This window comes from Sphingobium sp. RAC03, from assembly GCF_001713415.1.
In the GTDB taxonomy this organism is placed as follows: domain Bacteria; phylum Pseudomonadota; class Alphaproteobacteria; order Sphingomonadales; family Sphingomonadaceae; genus Sphingobium.
The window spans coordinates 1,402,501-1,420,334 of sequence record NZ_CP016456.1 but is presented as its reverse complement, the minus strand read 5'-3'; the positions used below and the strand labels follow the sequence as shown (position 1 = coordinate 1,420,334).

Here is a 17,834-nt window from a genome sequence, read left to right as displayed (position 1 = left end):
GCCCTGAGCTTGTCGAAGGGCCCTTCCTTCTTTCCCTATGTAAAGAAGGGAGGGGCTTCGACAGGCTCAGCCCGAACGGATCATTTACACAATAAGGCTGACTAGCGATGCTCTCCCTCCTCCTGGCCACAGCGCTGGCCGCCGCAACGCCCGCGCCCGACGCACTCCCCACCCCCGAACGCCGCCAGCAACTCCTGTTCGACGCCGCCCGACTCGGCCGTACCGACATGATCACGCCGCTCGTCAAGGCAGGCGTCGACCTTAACGCAACCGACGCCCGCGGCTTCACCCCGCTCATCCTCGCGGCCTATAATGGTCAGGCGGAAACGCTCGACGCGCTGATCGCCGCCGGTGCCGACGCCTGCAAGCCCGACGAATCGCAGGGCAATACCGCGCAAATGGGCGTCGCCTTCAAGGGCAATGACGCGATCGCCGCGCGGCTTCTGACCGCAGGCTGCGACGTCAACGCCCGCAACAAGGCGGGGCAAACCGCGCTGATGATGGCGGCGCTCTTTGGCCGCAGCGCCCAGGTCGCCATGCTGGTGAAAGCCGGGGCTGATCCCGCGCTTGCCGACGCCTCCGGCCGCACCGCCAAGGCCGTCGCCCAAGGCCAGGGCAATGACGCGATGGTCAAACAACTCGACGCCACGCCATAACCACCATTTGGCGGGAATAGCGTACAAAGCCTGTTCCACGTGAAACGGAAGATGGCGCTATTTCAGCATCTTCCGATCAAGCAAAGCGGACATAGGGCGACACCGGACGGGGCGGCGAACCACCCCCGTCCAACGTCGTTTTCGCAAACCAATGTCCGCTTCGCTGTCCGCTTTAGACGTCCAGATTAGCGACGTTCAGCGCATTATCCTGAATGAACTCGCGCCGCGGTTCGACGACTTCGCCCATCAAGCGGCTGAAAATCTCGTCGGCAATATCCGCCTGCTCGACCTCGACCCGCAGCATCGACCGGTTGTCGGGGTCCAGCGTGGTTTCCCACAATTGCTCGGCATTCATCTCGCCCAGCCCCTTGTAGCGCTGGATCGCCAGCCCCTTGCGCCCGGCCGCCAAAATCGCTTCCAGCAATTCGCTCGGCCGCGTCACCAGCGTCATGCCCTTGGCCGGTGCCGCAGGCAGGTCATCGTCGCCCGCTTCTTCGGCCGCCATTGCCGCCTTGGCCGTCACCAGCCGGGCGGGCGTCAGATAGCTTTGCGATTCTTCGCTCGCCAATGTGTGCAGCTTGCGCGCCTCGGCCGACCCGACGAAACCATGTTCGATGACATGATGGTCGGTCACGCCGCGCCACAGCCGTTCGAAATGGAAGCCGCCTTCTTCGGCGATCCGGCCGGTCCATTTGCCCTCGGCATCCTGCGCGCCCATCCAGGCGACGGCAGCGGCCAGACGTGTCGCCTGCTCGTCCTGCGACAATTCGGGGTCGAGCGCCCCGGTCAGGCTCAGCGCCTCGATGATCGCCGGGTCATAACGGCGGGGGACATAGCGCATCACCGCGCGCATCCGCCGGGCATGATCCACCAGACTCTTGAGGTCATTGCCGGTCCGTGTGCCGGCCGGACCCTCCAGCACCATCGATTCGACACCATTATCGACCAGATATTGCTCCAGCGCGATATCGTTCTTCAGATAGAGTTCGCTGCGGCCCCGCGTCGCCTTATAGAGCGGCGGCTGGGCGATATAGAGATGCCCGCCCTCGATGATCTGCGGCATCTGGCGATAGAAGAAGGTCAAAAGCAGCGTGCGGATATGCGCGCCATCGACGTCCGCGTCGGTCATGATGACGATCTTGTGGTAGCGCAGCTTTTCCAGGTTGAAATCGTCGCGGATGCCCGTGCCCATCGCCTGAATGAGCGTGCCGACTTCCTTGGACGACAGCATCTTGTCGAAGCGCGCGCGCTCGACGTTCAAAATCTTGCCCTTCAGCGGCAGGATCGCCTGATTATGCCGGTTGCGGCCTTGCTTGGCTGAACCACCGGCCGAATCACCCTCGACCAGGAACAGTTCGGACTTGGCCGGGTCGCGCTCCTGGCAGTCGGCCAGCTTGCCGGGCAGGCTGGCGATATCCAGCACGCCCTTGCGCCGGGTCAGCTCGCGCGCCTTCTTGGCGGCTTCGCGCGCGGCGGCGGCGTCGATCACCTTCTGGATGATCATCTTGCCATGCGCCGGATTTTCCTCCAACCACTCGGCCATCTTGTCGGCCATCAGGCTTTCCAGCGGCTGGCGCACTTCGGAACTGACCAGCTTGTCCTTGGTCTGCGACGAGAATTTGGGATCGGGCAGCTTGACCGAAACGATCGCGGTCAGCCCTTCGCGCATATCTTCGCCGGTCAGGCTCACCTTCTCCTTCTTCAACATGCCCGACTTTTCGGCATAATTGTTGAGGGTGCGGGTCAGCGCGGCGCGGAACGCCGCCAAATGGGTGCCGCCGTCGCGCTGCGGGATATTGTTGGTGAAGCACAGCACATTTTCATAATAGCTGTCGTTCCATTCCAGCGCGACTTCGATGGTCACATTGTCGCGCGTGCCCGAAATGGCGATCGGCTCCGGCATCATCGCCGATTTATTGCGATCGAGATAGCTGACGAAGGCCGCAATGCCGCCCTCATAATAAAGCTCGACCGTCTTGCTTTCCTCATGCCGCGCGTCGGTCAGGAACAGGCGCACGCCGCTGTTGAGGAAAGCCAGCTCGCGATAGCGATGCTCCAGCTTGTCGAAATCATAGTCGGTGACGTTCTTGAACGTGTCGGTCGAGAACATGAAGGTGACCTTCGTGCCCTTCTGCCCCGGTGCGGCCGGACCCAGCACCTTGAGCGGTGCCTCAGCATCGCCATGGCGGAACCGCATCCAATGTTCCTGCCCGTCGCGCCAGATGTTCAGCTCCAGCCAGTCGGACAGCGCGTTCACCACGGACACGCCCACGCCATGCAGGCCGCCCGATACCTTATAGGCATTGTCGTCCGACGTATTCTCGAACTTACCCCCGGCGTGCAGCTGGGTCATGATGACCTCGGCCGCCGACACGCCTTCTTCGGTATGGATGCCGGTCGGGATGCCGCGGCCATTGTCCATGACGCTGACCGAGCCATCGGGGTTCAGCGTGATGTCGATCCGGTCGCAATGCCCGGCCAGTGCTTCGTCGATCGCATTGTCGCTGACCTCGAACACCATATGGTGCAGGCCGCTGCCATCGTCGGTATCGCCGATATACATGCCCGGCCGCTTGCGGACCGCATCTAGACCTTTCAGCACCTTGATGCTGTCGGCGCCATATTCGTTGCTGTTCGGGGAGTTTACGGGTTCTTCGCTCATAGCCCAGCCTATAGGGAAAGGCGGGCTGAAACTAAAGCGAAACATGGCCCCTTCCCCCCACCAGCCTGCCGGTCTATCCCGTCTCCATGGTCCGAACCCTTGCCCTCCTCCTGATGCTCGCCGCCTGTTCCGACAGCCGCGAGGTGCTGGACGAATTGCCCAACAGTTCACTCGCCGATGCGCCGCGCTCGAAGGTCTCCGAAACCCGCATGGATACGCCATCCGCCCGGCCCGTGACGATCGGCGAAGACGGGCCTCGGCTCGACGCCTGCGGTGGTCTGGGCCAGGTGAGCCGCAGCGGGGCAGGGGGGCTGCCGCTGCTCGCCGCACCGTTCGCCGATGCGAAGGTGATCGCGCAGCTGCCCGAAGGCCAGCGCGCCTATATCTGCACCCGCAGCCTCGACCAGAAATGGCTGGGCGTCGTCGTGCAGCCCGCACCCGCGCAAGAGGGCGAACCGGCAGGCGATTGCGGCGTGTCGTCGCCCGTGGACCGCAAACAACCCTATGCCGGCCCCTGCGTCAGCGGCTGGCTCGCCAGCCCCTATATGCGGTTGATCGGCGGGTAAAAACCGCGGCTTCACCAACCTCCGTTCGCTTCGAGCGAAGTCGAGAAGCGCTACGCACCGCCTTCTATCTCACTCACTCGACCCCGGTAAAAACCAGCTTCTGCACCCGCCGCCCGGTATTCACCTCGGTCGTATAGATATTGCCTTCGCTGTCGGTATCGATGCTGTGCAGCCAGGTGAACTGTCCCGCCTGCCGCCCCACACGCCCAATCGCGCCCAGCACGTCATGCGTCTTGCGCAGCAAAATCCACACCCGCCCGTTCATCATGTCGGCGACATAGAGATAGGTCTGCTCCGGGTCGGGCGAAAAGGCGATGTCGGTCACCGTATGCGTGCCCCCGGTTTCCGGGGCGATGGCGAGATCGCGGACGAAAGTCAGCGCCCCGTCCTTGCCGCGCTTGAACAATTGCGCCCGGTTGTTGTTGCGGTCGCACACATAGACATGCCCATCCTTCGTCGGCACCACGCAATGCACGATGTCGCCAAAGATATCGGCTTTGGGATTGGCCACCTTGCTGGGATCGACCGCATGGCTCTGGTCGAACGCCCCTTGACGGGTCGGCGCGATCGGCGGCTTGCCATAGGCGCCCCAACGCCCCTTATAGCCATTGGTCTTCGCGTCGAAGCCGATCACCCGGCGGTTCACATAGCCGTCCGACACCAGCACCATGCCATCGACCTGATGCACGTCGGACGGATTGCCCAGCCGGTCGGTCGCATCATTGCCCTTGGTCTCGCCCCGCTTGCCAAAGGCGCGCAAGAATGTGCCGTCCGCGCTGTAGTTCAGCACGACATGGTCGTCCTTGCCATTGCCGCCGAACCAGACCGTATTGGCCTGATCGACGAATATGCCATGCAGGCTGGCGGGCCACTGGCTGATGCCATCGACGCTCGGCGCGCTCGCCGCGCCACCCCAGCCGCCCATATAGGTGCCATCCTTGCCGAACCGCACCACCGGCGGCGCAGGCTTGCAGCAGACCGCGATCGGCGGCGTCTGCGCCAATCCCGTATCGGTGCCGGTCAGCGAATGGGGCCGATGCACCACCCAGACCGAATCGTCCGGCCCCACCGCCACGCCGCTTACCTGCCCCAGCAACAGGTCGTCCGGCATCGTCGGCCAGGCGGCATCCACCTTGAAGCGCGGCATCTTAGTGCCAGCCGGTGCAATCTGCTCGAACGCCAGCGGCGACAGGGTAGGCGGTGAGGGCGCGGCGGCACCCAACATCAGAAGAAGGGCGCAAGCAAGGACGGGGCGCATGGGATCAGGCTCCTGGGATCAACGGGTTGGCGGGATCATGCCCATCTGATCCGGCAGGTCAACGGCGCAGGCAGGTTCGCAGCAACTGGCCTTTCCCATCAGGGCCATTGCGCGGTAAATGGCATGGCATTGCTCCCCAAATGGAACGCTAGGCCATGTCCACTTCGCATCTTCGCCCGCCCTCCCTGCTGCGCCTGCTCGGCGCATGGCGCGCGCTCGATAGCGCCCAGCCTGCCTATCGCCAGCTCGCGCAGGCCTTGCGGATGCTGGTGCTGGACGGCCGGATCGGCCTCAACGTCCGTTTGCCCGGTGAGCGGGAACTGGCCGCTGCGCTGGGCCTCAGCCGCACCACCATCGCCGCCGCCTTCGATCGGCTGCGTGACGAGGGCTATCTCGAAAGCCGCCAGGGGTCAGGCAGTGTCACGCGCCTGCCGCCCGGCGACACGCCCGCACCACCTGTTGACGACGGCATCGCCAGCGGCGGCAACCTCCTGAACTGGACCCATGCCGCGCTCCCCGCCGCGCCCGGCGTGGCGCGCGCCTATGCCGCCGCGCTCGACGCGCTGCCCGCGCATCTGGGCGATCTTGGCTATGATCCGCTCGGCCTTCCCGTGCTGCGCCGCGCGATCGCCGCCGATTATGAAAGGCGCGGTTGCCCGACCAGCCCGGACCAGATCATCGTCACCAACGGCGCGCAGCAAGGCTTTTCGCTGCTGCTCCACTGGCTCGCGGGGCCGGGCGACCGGGTCGTGATCGATCATCCGACCTATCATAACGCGATCCAGGCGTTGCAGCGCGCTCATGTCGTGCCCGTGCCCGTGGGCCTGCCGACCCAGGGCTGGGATATTGATGCGATGGATGCGGCCTTTCGCCAGACGGCCCCGCGCTTTGCCTATATCATCTCCGATTTCCACAACCCCACCGGGCGCAGCATGGACCCGGCTACCCGCCGCGCGCTCGTCGCCGTCGCCGCGCGCAGCCACACGCCGCTGGTGATTGACGAGACGATGGCAGCGATGGGCCTCGATTTCGCGGCCCCGCCGCCGGTCGCGCTGCATGATCCGTCCGGGCGGCAGGTCATCACCATGGGTTCGGCCAGCAAAATCTATTGGGGAGGCCTGCGCACCGGCTGGATTCGCGCCGACCCGCAGACGATCGCCGCGCTGGCGCGTCTGCGCACGACGACCGACATGGCCAGCCCCGTGCTGGAACAACTCGCCGTCGCGTATCTGCTGGACGCGGGCGAGGGGCTTGGCACCCGCGCTGCGATGCTGCGTGACCGGCGCGACCATCTGCTCGGCCTGATCGACCGGCATCTGCCCCATTGGCGGGTCGAAGCGCCTGCGGGTGGCCTGTCGCTTTGGGCGCAACTCCCCCGCGCTGAAGCCACCGCACTCGCCGCGCTCGCCGAAAATCTCGGCGTGCGCGTCGCGCCGGGACCGCGCTTCGGCGTCAGCGGCGCGTTCGAACGCTTCCTGCGCCTGCCCTTCACCTTGTCCGAAGAGCAACTCGCCACCGGCGTCGAACGCCTCGCCGAAGCCGACGCCCGCCTCCACGCCCGCCTGCCCAGAAGCCGCGATTCGCTCGCGCTCGCGCTGGAAGCGGACCGATTGATCTGAGGGGGTAATGAGTAGATGCCCCTTCTCCCCGGCGGGGAGAAGGATACGCAGCCTTGGTGCCGCAGGCACTTAGGCGAAGTTGGATGAGGGGGCTCGACGCTGCCGCTTGTCTGCCAACAAAAAGGCCGCGCAGGTCACCCCGCGCGGCCTCTTGCTTAGCTCTAGCTCAAAAGCCTCAGCCTGCCTTCGCCGCCTGATAGCGGGCGATGGCTTCCAGCGTGATCTGCTTGGCGTCTTCCGCGCCGCCCCAGGTGCCGATGCGCACCCACTTGGTCTTTTCCAAGTCCTTATAGTGGGTGAAGAAATGCTCGATCTGCTCCATCACGATGCCGGGCAGGTCGTCCTTCTCGCTGATATCGGCATAATAAGGGAAGGTCTTGTTGTCGGGCACGCACACCAGCTTTTCATCGCCGCCGGCTTCGTCTTCCAGGTTCAGCACCGCGATCGGGCGCGCGCGCACGACCGATCCGGGGACGAAGGGCGAGCGCGCGATGACGAGCGCGTCGAGCGGGTCGCCATCGGGCGACAGCGTGTGCGGCACGAAGCCATAATTGGCGGGGTAGCGCATCGGCGTATGCAAAATGCGGTCCACGAACAGCGCGCCCGACGCCTTGTCGAATTCATATTTCACCGGCTCGCCGCCAACCGGCACTTCGATGATGACGTTCAGGCTGTTTGGCGGATCGTCGCCCACCGGGATCAGTTCGATATTCATGGAAACGCCTTTTGCTACGATGATGCGCTACGGGTGATTATGTTCTCGGCTTGAGCAGTCGGTCGAGACTGCCTTCACCCTCTCCTGTCTTTTCGAGGCGCGGATAGCGCAGCCCGCCCGAATAATCGAGTGACAATGTGCGGTAATATTTATCCTGCTTTAGGATGATCTGGATCGGCTGCTTGGCCTTGATTGCCGCCTTCCACACGTCGCCGGAAAACTCGTCGCCATTGACCGCTACGATCTTGGCACCGACCACCAGCCCGGCCTTGAACGCCGCGCTGTCCCAGATGACGGCGCTGATATCGCCGTCATTCTTGACGATCGCGCCCAGGCCAAAGCTCTGGTCGACCATCTTGTTCGCGCCCTCGGCCGCCTTGGTGATGGCGTTCGGCTCGTCGCCATAGACCAGCTTATAGCCACCCAGGATGAAGCCGCCCTTGGGCGTTTCCTTGGTCGGGCTGTCGACATAGGTGCGGAAGAAACCGGCCCAATCATAAGGCGCGATGCCGTTGAGCGTGTCGATCACCTCCTGGCGATTATAGACGAGCTGGCCCCAGTCGCCCGGCTTCACGCCGAAGAAAGCCTTGGCGAAATCGTCCAGCCCCTTGGTGCCGCGCGTCGCCTTCGAAATGATCGCATCGGCCTCCAGCCAGATCATCAGCCCTTCATTATAATAATCCTCCGACCGCTGCCAGCTGGCCCAGCCCTTGGGCCGCCGCGCGGAGATGATCGGGTCATGGGTGGTGTCTTCCATTGGCCGCCATTGCCGACCGACATTGGTATCGAGCTTGGCCGCGATCTGGGCATAGGCGTCCAGCGTTTCCTGCTTGGTGAACATCCCCGACCGGGCACCCAGCACATAGCCCCAGAACTGCGTCTGCCCTTCATAGACCCACAGCAGATTATCTTGCATCGGCGTGCGGAAATCGGGGGTCCACAGCAAATCGGGGCGGCGGAACTTGCCGTCCCAGCTATGGGTGAATTCATGCGGCAACAGGTTGCGGTCCAGCAGCGCCTCGCCCGACTCCCATTTCTTGAAATAGCCCGGCTCGACCTGATTTTCCGAGGAGCGATGATGCTCCAGGCCAATGCCGCCCATTTCGTCGGTCAGCGCCAGCAGAAAATCATAATGGTCGAAATGATAGCTGCCGAACAGCGCGCCCGCTTCATCGACCAGCTTCTTATGCTTGGCCATCTGTTCGGGCTTGTATTCCAGCTCGTCGGCATCGTCGGCGACGATGTTGAGCGTCACATTCTTGCCCAGGTCCACCGCCTTGAAATAGCGGCCGGCAAAGACTGGCGAATCCTGCAAGGCTTCATAATCTATCGTCTCATAAGCGACGCGGTTGCCGCTCTTGGTGCCGCGCAACGCGGTCGCCGCCTGCCAGCCCGCCGGATAGGTGACGGTCGCCTGCACCGGGATCTGCCGCGTATAATAGCCCGCCGGGTAGAGCGAGACGCTTTCCCATTGGATGTTCAGCATCTTGGGCGTGATGACGACGCGGCCCTGATTGGGCTGGGTCGCGGACAGGAACTGGAATTGCGCCACGACTTCGCGCGCGCCCTGCGGCACGTCGATGATGAAGCCGAAGACGTTGAGCGGATCGCGCTTCCACGCCACTGGCTGGCCATTGGCGGTGATGGTCAGCCCCGTCAGCTTCTCGATCTGCCCGCGCGGCGCATGATTGCCGGGCAACCAGGCGGGCATCAGCAGCGTCATCGGCCCGCTGGCGGCAACCGGAATCGTTTCCTTCACGCGAAAAATGCGCTGGGTCGTATCGCTTGCATCGACCTCCAGCTTGATGGTGCCGCCGGGATAGGGCACGTCCTTTGGGGCAGGGGTCGCGTCATTGACGGGCAGGGCGGTCGGCTTGGACCGGATCGCCTCTTGCGCGAAAAGGGGGCTGACAATCGCGGTCGAAAGGCCCGTTGTCAGGAAAAGGGCGGCAGCAAGGCTGCGGATCATGAACATCTCCGAAAATGCAGTTTGGGCCGGACGGCCCTCATGTCCGCACAATGGCGTCGCTACGCGGGCGCGTCCACCCCTTGATGCAGGCGCGCAAAAAGCGCGTTTCCTTGGGGGCCAATTGCGGTTAAAGGCCCATCCCCATGGCTAAAATCGAAACGCCGCGTCCGGTACGCGGCACGCAGGACATGCTGGGCGGCACCACGGAAGCGTTCCAGGAACGCTTCGCGCATGTGGTCGCGACCTTCGACCGGGTGCGCAAACTCTACGGATTCCAGCGCGTCGAAGTGCCGGTGTTCGAATCCACCGCCGTCTTCGCCCGCTCGCTGGGCGAAAGCACCGACGTCGTGTCGAAGGAAATGTACACGTTCGACGATCGCGGCGGGGACTCCATCACCCTGCGCCCCGAATTTACCGCCGGGATCAGCCGCGCCTATATCACCGAAGGCTGGCAGCAATATGCGCCGCTTAAAGTGGCGACCCATGGACCCCTGTTCCGCTACGAACGCCCGCAAAAGGGCCGTTTCCGCCAGTTCCACCAGCTCGACGCCGAAATCATCGGCGCGGCCGAGCCGGGCGCGGACGTGGAACTGCTCGTCATGGCCGACCAGTTGCTCAAGGAATTGGGCATCGATGACGGCGTGACGCTGACGCTCAACACGCTGGGCGATGCCGCCAGCCGCGACGCCTGGCGCGCCGCGCTGATCGCCCATTTCGAGGCGCATCGCGACCAATTGTCGGAAGACAGCGTCGATCGTCTGCAGCGCAACCCGCTCCGCATCCTCGACAGCAAAGACCCGCGCGACCGCCCGGTCGCCGACAGCGCACCCGACATCGACGCCTATCTGACCGACGAAGCCCGCAACTTCTTCGACAAGGTGACGAGTGGCCTGGATGCCGCTGGCGTGGCCTGGGAACGCAACGCGCGCCTCGTGCGCGGCCTCGATTATTATCGCCACACCGCGTTCGAATTCGTCACCGATCGCCTGGGCGCGCAGGGCACGGTGCTGGGCGGCGGACGCTATGATGGCCTGATCGAAAATCTGGGTGGTCCTGCGACGCCAGCCGTCGGCTGGGCCGCGGGGATCGAGCGGTTGGCAATGCTGGTGGACGCGCCGGAAATTAGCGTTCCAGACGTGACTGTCGTTCCGGAACGATCAGATCTTGAAGAAGAGGCAATTAGAATTGCAGCGGCCTTGCGTCGTAACGGCCAACGGATTGAAATTGCATTTCGCGGGAATGCGAAGCGTAGGATCGAACTGGCTAAAAAATCTGGTTCGCAGGCCATCCTCTTTGTTCGCGATGCAAACCGGAATCGGGATAGCCTGAAACTTACACATATCTCCAAGGACAATGATCAAGCCATTCAGCTTCTGTTATTGATTTTACGATCACTGCCATCCGAATATTCACAATTGTCAGGTGAAGACGACCTAGAAGCCAAGAAGCTTTTGGGTCACGCTGACTAATGCACATCTCGTCTGAACGCGCACCCCCACCCCCGTTCGCCCTGAGCCTGTCGAAGGGCTCGCCTGAGCGTAGCGAAGGCACTTCGCCTGCGGCTCAGCGAAGGGCTTCGACTTCGCTCAGCCCGAACGGATTTAGGGGCAACACTTAATGCACATATCCCCCGAACGCATTGCGCAGATCGAGGCGCGCCGGGATGAGGTGCAGGCGTCTATGACGCGCGCCGACCTTGCCCCCGATGCGTTCGTGCGCCTCTCGAAGGAATATGCCGAGATCGAGCCGGTCGCTCGCGCCGCGCATGAAGTGCGCCGCCTGCGGCAGGAACTGGCCGCGCTCGATTATATGGCGGGCGGAGTCGATGCCGATGCCGATCCGCTGATGCGCGAAATGGCGCAGGAGGAAATGCAACTCCTCAAAAGCCAGCTGCCCCAGGCCGAACGCGCGCTGGCGCTGCAACTGCTGCCCCGCGACTCCGCCGATGCCCGCCCCGCCATGCTGGAAATCCGCGCCGGAACCGGCGGCGACGAAGCCGCGCTGTTCGCCGGCGACCTCTTCCGCATGTATCAGCGCTATGCCGATACGCAGGGCTGGAAGATGGAGCAGATGACGGCCAATGCGTCGGAAGCGGGCGGTTTCAAGGAAATCGTCGCCTCCATCACCGGCACCGGCGTCTTCGCCAAGCTCAAGTTCGAAAGCGGCGTCCACCGCGTCCAGCGCGTCCCCGTCACCGAAAGCGGCGGGCGCATCCACACCAGCGCCGCGACCGTCGCCGTCCTCCCCGAACCGGAGGAAGTCGATGTCCAGATCGCTGACGGCGACCTCAAGATCGACATTTACCGCGCTAGCGGAGCAGGCGGCCAGCACGTCAACACCACCGACTCCGCCGTCCGCATCACCCATTTGCCCAGCGGCCTCGTCGTGATTCAGCAGGACGAACGCTCGCAGCACAAGAATAAGGCGAAGGCGATGCAGGTGCTGCGCGCGCGCCTCTACGAAGCCGAACGGCAACGCACCCAGAGCGAACAGGCCGGCGCGCGCAAGGCGATGGTCGGGTCGGGCGACCGCTCAGAACGCATCCGCACCTATAATTTCCCGCAAGGCCGCGTCACTGATCACCGCATCAACCTGACGCTGCACCGCCTGCCCGAAATTCTCGAAGGGCCGGGCCTTGCCGAAGTCATCGACGCGCTGATCGCCGAAGACGAAGCCGCACGGCTGGCGCAACTGGACGGGGTGGGGTGAGCATCGCGCCTGCGCTGCGCGAGGCTACGGCCCGTTTGAGCGCGACCAGCGACACAGCGCGGCTCGACGCCGAATTGCTGATGGCCCATGCGCTGGGCCTCTCGCGCGCCGACATGCTGCTGCGCCAGCGCGACCTGGCGGTCCCCGCCGCCTTCGCCGCATTGCTCGACCGCCGCCTGAACGGCGAACCGATCGCCTATATCAGCGGCACGCGCGATTTCTGGACGATCAGCCTGACGGTCACGCCCGACGTGCTGATCCCGCGCCCCGACAGCGAAACGCTGATCGAGGCGGCGGTCGCGCATTTCGCGGGGCGCGCGCCTGCGTCCATCCTCGACCTTGGCACCGGCTCCGGCGCGCTCCTGCTCGCGGCCTTGAGCGAATGGCCGACCGCACAGGGCTTGGGGATCGACGCCTCGCCCGGCGCGCTAGGCGTCGCGCAGGGTAACGCCGCACGGCTGGGCCTGGCGACGCGCGCGCAATTCCACCCCGGCGATTGGGGGCAGGGGGTGGATGGCCCGTTCGACCTGCTGCTCATCAATCCGCCCTATATCGCCCGCGACGCGGCGCTCGCGGGCGATGTGCTGCGCGAACCGGGCAGCGCGCTGTTCGCGGGTGCCGGTGGCCTCGATGATTATCGCCGCATCGTCCCCGACCTGCCGCGCCTGATCGCACCGGGCGGCATGGCCGCGATCGAGATCGGCCATGATCAACGCCTTGCCGTTACGGCGCTGCTCGAAGGCGTCGGCCTTGCCGTGCGGCCGCTGCGCGACTTGGCGGGGTTGGACCGCTGCCTGGTCGCCACCCGATGATTGATGATGATAAAGCCGAATTTGCTTGGTTTATCCCATGAAAGCCATTACATCGGGGTCAGGAACAGCACGCTCCGGCGACATGACCCTTTTAGGTCATTGATGGAAAAGCTGTTTTCTAGCTCCTTAAAGTCATGATGGCGCTGCTGCGCGGCACCTCTGGCATTGGACGGCATAAGCCAGATAATGGCCTATGTCCTGCGGAGCTATATCCGGCCCGATGAGCGGGTCGCGCTTGGGGATGGCGACGGAACAGTGTTTTCAGCCAAGGTTATGACAGCGAACACAAGGATCATATCTTGATCAACAACCGGCAGGCCGGTCGCCGCAATCGCGGCCGGAATAATAACGGACGTCCCAACACCAACAATCGGGGCGGGGGCGGCGACAGCGGCAACCGCATCGACAATCGCGCCCGTGGCAATGCGACCCAGCTTCTTGAAAAATACAAGAATATGGCGCGCGATGCCCAGATGTCGGGTGATCGGGTCAACGCCGAATATTATCTCCAATTCGCTGACCATTATTTCCGCGTCCTGGCCGACAATCGCGCCCGGCAGGAAGAACAGCAGCAGGGCCAGCCCCAGCGCCAACGTCGCCCGGACGAGAATTTCGACGAAGATGGCGATGATTTCGAGGGCGTCGCCGACGGCGTCGACGAATTCCGCACCGACAATTCGTCCTACGACCGCACCCCGCGCGAACAACCCGGTTTCGATCGCGCCCCGCGTGAGCAGAATGACCGCAACGATCGCAATGACCGTAACGACCGTGCCCCGCGCGAGCAGGGCGACCGGCCCCAGCGCGATTATGCCGATCGCGGACAACGCGACCAGGGCGATCGCCCGCAACGCGATCAGGCCGACCGCGCACCCCGCGAGTTCGGCGATCGCACCCCGCGCGATCAGAATCGCCGCCAGGACGAACCGCGCGAGGATCGCAATGCCCGTCGCGACCGTCCGCGTCGCGATCGCCCCGTCGCCGCCGAATCGCAGGCTCCGGTAGAGCAGGCCGCCCCCGCGCCGCAGCCCGTCGTTGAACAGGCCCCCGCGCCTCAGCCCGAAGCCGAAGCGCCGCGTCCCCGCCGTGGTCGCCCGCGCAAGGTCGTGCCCGAAGCTGAACAGGCCAATGAAAGCCTCGACCTGGCCGTCTTGCCGCCAGCCATCGGTCGCGCCGACAATGACGGTGAAGCCGAAGCGCCCAAGAAGCGCACCCGCCGCACCCGTCCCGCGACGGAAGCGGCCGAATAAAACCGCACACCGGCTCTACCGGACAAAAAGGGGGTGGCGCAGCCCATGCGCCATCCCCTTTTTCATGCCCGCTTTCCAAGCCCGTCGCGATCCGGCACAAGGCACCGGCGTTCCGACCGGAGAGATGCCGCCATGCCCCGCTTGTTCCTGCTTGCGCCCCTGCTTGCTCTCTTGCCCGCTGCCGCGCTGGCGCAGGACGCGACCGACCCGACCGCCGCTTCGGCGCAGGGGGACGTGGCCGTCACCATCTACAATAATAATCTCGCGCTGGTGCAGGATGTGCGCCAACTCGCCATCCCCGCCGGGATCAGCCGCATCGAATTTCCCGATGTCTCGGCGCAGATCCGTCCCGAAACCCTGTCCTTCGCCGCCGATGGTGCATCGATCGTCGAACAGAATTTCGACTTCGACCTGCTGTCCCCCGGCAAATTGATGGAAAAGGCGATCGGTCGCACCGTTACCATCGTCCGCACCAATCCCGCCACCGGCGCGGAACAGCGCGAACAGGCCAAGGTGCTGAGCGTCCAGGGCGGCGTGGTGCTGCAGATCGGCCAGCGGATCGAGATTTTGCGCGACGATGGCCTGCCGGTGCGCGTCATCTTCGACAAGGTGCCCGCCAATCTCCGCGCCCGCCCGACCCTGTCGGTGACGGTGGACAGCGCCCGCGCAGGCACGCGCGCGGCCTCACTCCGCTATCTGACGCCGGGCCTTGGCTGGGCGGCGGACTATGTCGCGCTGTTCGATGCCAAGGCCGGGCGGATCGACGTGCAGGGCTGGGTCACGCTCACCAACACCAGCGGCACCAGCTATGACAATGCCCGCACCCTGCTGGTCGCGGGCAGCGTCGGCCAAAGCCAGGGCGGCTACCGCCCGCAACGTGCTGCCGCCCTTCGCCGCGCCGGAACGGAAACCGCCCCGCGCGAGCAACTAGGTGATTTCTACCTCTACCCCATCGCCGCTCGCACCCGGATCGCCGACCGCCAGACCAAGCAAGTGAGCTTCCTCGACGTGCAAGGCGTGCCTGCCCGCGCTGGCTATGCCTATCGCAACGGCTGGCTCGCCAGCAGCGAAGAGCCGCAAAGCGTCCGCAGCGTCGTGCATTTCTCGACCGCACGGGAAGGCGGCCTTGGCGACGCGCTGCCCGCCGGAACGGTGCGCTTCTATATGAAGGATGTCGGCGGCGCGCCGCAGTTCATCGGCGAAAATCAGGTCGATCATACGCCGATGGGCAGCGATCTGGCGCTTGCCACCGGCGATGCCTTCGACGTGAAGGTCAAGCCCGTCGTGGAACAGCGCGAGCGTGTCTCGAACAGCAAATGGCGCAGCCATATGCGCTATGACCTCAGCAATGCGAAGGATCAGCCGGTCACGATCGAACTGACCCAATCGGGCCTCGACTTCGCCTTTGACGATACCCGCATCGTCAGCGAAAGCCTGCCGTCGCAGCGGATCGACAGCAACAGCGCGCGGTGGCAGGTGACCGTGCCTGCCAATGGCACCACCAGCCTCACCGCCATTTTCGAAACCCGCTATTGACGGCCCGCGCATGCGCCGTTGGCTGATCCTGCTGCTGCTCGCGATGACGGGGGCGCCCGCCGCCGCCCAGACGCTGATCGTCTCGCCCGGCGCGCAATCCCGCTCGGTCACCGTCTATCGTGATCCCCAACGCGGCGATGGGAGTATCAACGCCCGCTTCCCCACCGGCTTCGCGCTTGTCACCGAACAGCGGCGCATCACCCTCCCACCCGGCGATGCGACCATCCGCTTCGAGGGCGTGGCCGACGGCATGATCGCGGTCAGCGCGGCGGTGACCGGCCTGCCCGGCGGCGGCATTCAGAAAAATCGCGACGCCCGGCTGCTGTCTCCCGCCAGCCTGACACTCGGCGCGCTGGGCAAGGCGGTGCATCTACGCCGCACCGATCCCGCGACTGGCAAGGTGGTGGAGCAGGACGCGATCATTCGCTCCACGCCCGACCAGGCGCTCGTCATCGAAAGCGCGGACGGGGTGGAGGCGTTGCGCTGTTCGGGCCTGCCCGAAACGCTGATCCATGACAGCGTGCCGTCCGACCTGTCCGTGACCCCCACCTTGTCGATCGACACGCAAAGCGACCGGGCGACGCAGGCCGATGTCACGCTCACCTATCTCACCACCGGGTTCGATTGGGCCGCCGACTATGTCGCGCGGATCGCGCCGGACGGGCAAACGCTCGACCTGTTCGCCTGGCTGACGGTCGCCAACGGCAACAGCGTCGCCTTTCCCGACGCGCGCCTGCTGGCGATTGCGGGACGACTCAACCGCACATCGGATTATGACGCGCTCGGACGCGCGCCGGACGCCCCACCGCTTTACCTGAGTTGTTGGCCCGAACCGAGTTATGACGGGGAGGATGGCGAGATGGCATATGGCTTGGCTCCCCCGCCACCGCCGCCCCCACCGCCACCCCCACCGATGATGGCGGCTCAGGAAATCATGGTGACGGGTCGCCGCGTCGCAACGCAGGAGGAACTGGGCGACCTCAAACTCTATCGCGTACCCATGACGGTCGACCTGAACCCCAACGGCCAAAAGCAGGTCGCCCTCCTGCACCAGCGCGCCATCGCTTTCACCACCGTCCATACCGCGCGGCTATCGGCGCAGCGCGAGGCCAGCGAGGGCGGCCCGCTCACGCGCACGCTGCGCTTCACCAATCGGCGCGAAAGCGGGGCAGGGGTGCCGCTCCCGTCCGGCGGGCTGTCGCTGTTCGCGATGCGCGGGGATGAATCGCTGTTGCTGGCGCAGGCACGGATGCGCGATCAGGCGATCGGCGACAAGGTAGAGATCGCGACGGGGCAAAGCCCGCACTTGCGCTACGAACGGACCTTCGATGACAAAACGCAGCGCCCTGGGCTTCGGCTGATCAATAGCGGCACCGAACCGCTGGTCGCGGAAATCACCCTTCAAGATGACGAAGCCAACCGACTCGTCGGATCACGCCCGCGTCTCGTCCGTCGTGACGGAGCCTGGCTCTGGACGGTCACCGTGCCGGCGCAGGGAACGGCCCAACTCGACTATCGCCTGCGGACGTCCCGCTGACGATCAGATGGCGGGCAAGGGGCGCGGCCGGTGATTCTCATCCAGCGCGACGAAGGTGAACAGGCCGCTGGTCAAATCGACCTGCTCCTGCTCCGCCCCGCGCGTCGCCACCACATCGATGCGAATGGCGAGCGACGTTCGCCCGCGCCGCTCCTCATGGGCATAGACCGACACGACATCCCCCAGCAAAATCGGCGTGATGAACTTCATGCTTTCGATCGCGACGGTCGCCACGGCCCCCTGCGCGATTCGATGCGCCACGATGCCGCCTGCAATATCCATCTGGCTCAGCACCCAGCCGCCGAAAATATGGCCATTGGCGTTGATGTCGGCGATGCGTGGCATGACCCGCAACACCACATCGTCGCGCTTGTCAGTCATCCAACGGCACCTCGTCCTTCAACCGGTCCATCACCTGCTCGTCATGGCCGGTGCCATGCGACAGGAAGGCGAGCGCCATCAGCCCCGTGCCCAGCATGAAGGTCAGCCACACCCCCAATATGGTCGCGATGATCATATGGATCGGCATGGTTTCCGACCGATAA

The 17,834-nt window shown here is 64.6% G+C and carries 15 protein-coding genes (1 of these 15 running past the window's edge); 9 read left to right on the top strand and 6 right to left on the bottom strand.

The window, feature by feature from the left end; all coding sequences use genetic code 11:
- Nucleotides 1-107 precede the first annotated feature (107 nt).
- Nucleotides 108-656, top strand: coding sequence for an ankyrin repeat domain-containing protein (locus tag BSY17_RS11460; protein ID WP_069065598.1), 549 nt, complete (start codon nucleotides 108-110; stop codon nucleotides 654-656).
- 172 nt (nucleotides 657-828) lie between these two features.
- On the opposite strand, the gene gyrB is transcribed toward BSY17_RS11460, so the two are convergent.
- Nucleotides 829-3,318: a DNA topoisomerase (ATP-hydrolyzing) subunit B gene (gene gyrB / locus BSY17_RS11455; RefSeq protein ID WP_069065597.1), complete on the bottom strand. Its 2,490-nt coding sequence runs from the start codon at nucleotides 3,316-3,318 to the stop codon at nucleotides 829-831.
- 86 nt (nucleotides 3,319-3,404) lie between these two features.
- Between gyrB and BSY17_RS11450 the strand changes: the two genes are divergently transcribed.
- Entirely contained in the window at nucleotides 3,405-3,884 is a 480-nt protein-coding gene (locus BSY17_RS11450) for a hypothetical protein (RefSeq protein WP_069065596.1), read from the top strand.
- Nucleotides 3,885-3,957: 73 nt separating this feature from the next.
- On the opposite strand, the gene BSY17_RS11445 is transcribed toward BSY17_RS11450, so the two are convergent.
- Nucleotides 3,958-5,142: a hypothetical protein gene (locus BSY17_RS11445; protein WP_069065595.1), complete on the bottom strand. Its 1,185-nt coding sequence runs from the start codon at nucleotides 5,140-5,142 to the stop codon at nucleotides 3,958-3,960.
- A gap of 155 nt (nucleotides 5,143-5,297) precedes the next feature.
- Here BSY17_RS11445 and yczR point away from each other — a divergent pair, with 155 nt between their 5' ends.
- Complete coding sequence (gene yczR, locus BSY17_RS11440) at nucleotides 5,298-6,761, top strand: MocR-like transcription factor YczR (RefSeq protein WP_069065594.1); 1,464 nt, start codon at nucleotides 5,298-5,300, stop codon at nucleotides 6,759-6,761.
- Nucleotides 6,762-6,936: 175 nt separating this feature from the next.
- Here the strand turns inward: yczR and ppa are convergent, their stop codons facing one another.
- Together ppa and BSY17_RS11430 are read right to left on the bottom strand one after the other, a co-directional pair.
- The gene (ppa, locus tag BSY17_RS11435; RefSeq protein WP_037473364.1) at nucleotides 6,937-7,476 is read right to left on the bottom strand and encodes an inorganic diphosphatase; all 540 of its coding nucleotides are present in this window, start codon (nucleotides 7,474-7,476) and stop codon (nucleotides 6,937-6,939) included.
- A gap of 37 nt (nucleotides 7,477-7,513) precedes the next feature.
- Entirely contained in the window at nucleotides 7,514-9,445 is a 1,932-nt protein-coding gene (locus BSY17_RS11430; protein ID WP_069066920.1) for a M61 family metallopeptidase, read from the bottom strand.
- Between the two features lie 143 nt (nucleotides 9,446-9,588).
- On the opposite strand from BSY17_RS11430, the gene hisS reads away from it, so the two are divergent.
- The 6 genes from hisS to BSY17_RS11400 all read left to right on the top strand — a co-directional run bounded on the left by hisS (nucleotide 9,589) and on the right by BSY17_RS11400 (nucleotide 17,289).
- Nucleotides 9,589-10,914: a histidine--tRNA ligase gene (hisS, locus tag BSY17_RS11425; protein WP_069065593.1), complete on the top strand. Its 1,326-nt coding sequence runs from the start codon at nucleotides 9,589-9,591 to the stop codon at nucleotides 10,912-10,914.
- Between the two features lie 148 nt (nucleotides 10,915-11,062).
- Nucleotides 11,063-12,154 (top strand): peptide chain release factor 1, encoded by a 1,092-nt coding sequence (gene prfA / locus BSY17_RS11420; protein ID WP_037473367.1) that lies wholly within the window; start codon nucleotides 11,063-11,065, stop codon nucleotides 12,152-12,154.
- On the top strand, nucleotides 12,151-12,966 hold the full coding sequence (gene prmC / locus BSY17_RS11415) for a peptide chain release factor N(5)-glutamine methyltransferase (protein WP_069065592.1): 816 nt from the start codon (nucleotides 12,151-12,153) through the stop codon (nucleotides 12,964-12,966). The genes prfA and prmC overlap by 4 nt, the downstream gene beginning before the upstream one ends.
- 299 nt (nucleotides 12,967-13,265) lie before the next feature.
- A complete protein-coding gene (locus BSY17_RS11410; RefSeq protein ID WP_069065591.1) occupies nucleotides 13,266-14,216 on the top strand; it encodes a DUF4167 domain-containing protein in 951 nt (316 codons plus the stop codon).
- Nucleotides 14,217-14,348: 132 nt separating this feature from the next.
- A complete protein-coding gene (locus BSY17_RS11405; protein WP_069065590.1) occupies nucleotides 14,349-15,752 on the top strand; it encodes a DUF4139 domain-containing protein in 1,404 nt (467 codons plus the stop codon).
- 10 nt (nucleotides 15,753-15,762) lie between these two features.
- On the top strand, nucleotides 15,763-17,289 hold the full coding sequence (locus tag BSY17_RS11400; protein WP_069065589.1) for a DUF4139 domain-containing protein: 1,527 nt from the start codon (nucleotides 15,763-15,765) through the stop codon (nucleotides 17,287-17,289).
- A 3-nt stretch (nucleotides 17,290-17,292) separates the two neighbouring features.
- Here the strand turns inward: BSY17_RS11400 and BSY17_RS11395 are convergent, their stop codons facing one another.
- Together BSY17_RS11395 and BSY17_RS11390 are read right to left on the bottom strand one after the other, a co-directional pair.
- Nucleotides 17,293-17,670, bottom strand: a complete 378-nt coding sequence (locus BSY17_RS11395; RefSeq protein WP_069065588.1) for an acyl-CoA thioesterase — start codon at nucleotides 17,668-17,670, stop codon at nucleotides 17,293-17,295.
- Nucleotides 17,663-17,834 carry the 3' portion of a hypothetical protein gene (locus BSY17_RS11390; RefSeq protein WP_037479592.1) on the bottom strand. Its footprint extends 128 nt past the window's final position, so the window shows 172 of its 300 coding nt (coding positions 129-300); its start codon lies off the right edge, out of view; its stop codon occupies nucleotides 17,663-17,665. The genes BSY17_RS11395 and BSY17_RS11390 overlap by 8 nt, the downstream gene beginning before the upstream one ends.

What these genes read in the sequence shown, in the direction of transcription:
- BSY17_RS11460 (WP_069065598.1), top strand. Translation starts at nt 108, where the DNA reads ATGCTCTCCCTCCTCCTGGCCACAGCGCTGGCCGCCGCAACGCCCGCG.
- gyrB (WP_069065597.1), bottom strand. Translation starts at nt 3,318, where the DNA reads ATGAGCGAAGAACCCGTAAACTCCCCGAACAGCAACGAATATGGCGCC.
- BSY17_RS11450 (WP_069065596.1), top strand. Translation starts at nt 3,405, where the DNA reads ATGGTCCGAACCCTTGCCCTCCTCCTGATGCTCGCCGCCTGTTCCGAC.
- BSY17_RS11445 (WP_069065595.1), bottom strand. Translation starts at nt 5,142, where the DNA reads ATGCGCCCCGTCCTTGCTTGCGCCCTTCTTCTGATGTTGGGTGCCGCC.
- yczR (WP_069065594.1), top strand. Translation starts at nt 5,298, where the DNA reads ATGTCCACTTCGCATCTTCGCCCGCCCTCCCTGCTGCGCCTGCTCGGC.
- ppa (WP_037473364.1), bottom strand. Translation starts at nt 7,476, where the DNA reads ATGAATATCGAACTGATCCCGGTGGGCGACGATCCGCCAAACAGCCTG.
- BSY17_RS11430 (WP_069066920.1), bottom strand. Translation starts at nt 9,445, where the DNA reads ATGATCCGCAGCCTTGCTGCCGCCCTTTTCCTGACAACGGGCCTTTCG.
- hisS (WP_069065593.1), top strand. Translation starts at nt 9,589, where the DNA reads ATGGCTAAAATCGAAACGCCGCGTCCGGTACGCGGCACGCAGGACATG.
- prfA (WP_037473367.1), top strand. Translation starts at nt 11,063, where the DNA reads ATGCACATATCCCCCGAACGCATTGCGCAGATCGAGGCGCGCCGGGAT.
- BSY17_RS11405 (WP_069065590.1), top strand. Translation starts at nt 14,349, where the DNA reads ATGCCCCGCTTGTTCCTGCTTGCGCCCCTGCTTGCTCTCTTGCCCGCT.
- BSY17_RS11400 (WP_069065589.1), top strand. Translation starts at nt 15,763, where the DNA reads ATGCGCCGTTGGCTGATCCTGCTGCTGCTCGCGATGACGGGGGCGCCC.
- BSY17_RS11395 (WP_069065588.1), bottom strand. Translation starts at nt 17,670, where the DNA reads ATGACTGACAAGCGCGACGATGTGGTGTTGCGGGTCATGCCACGCATC.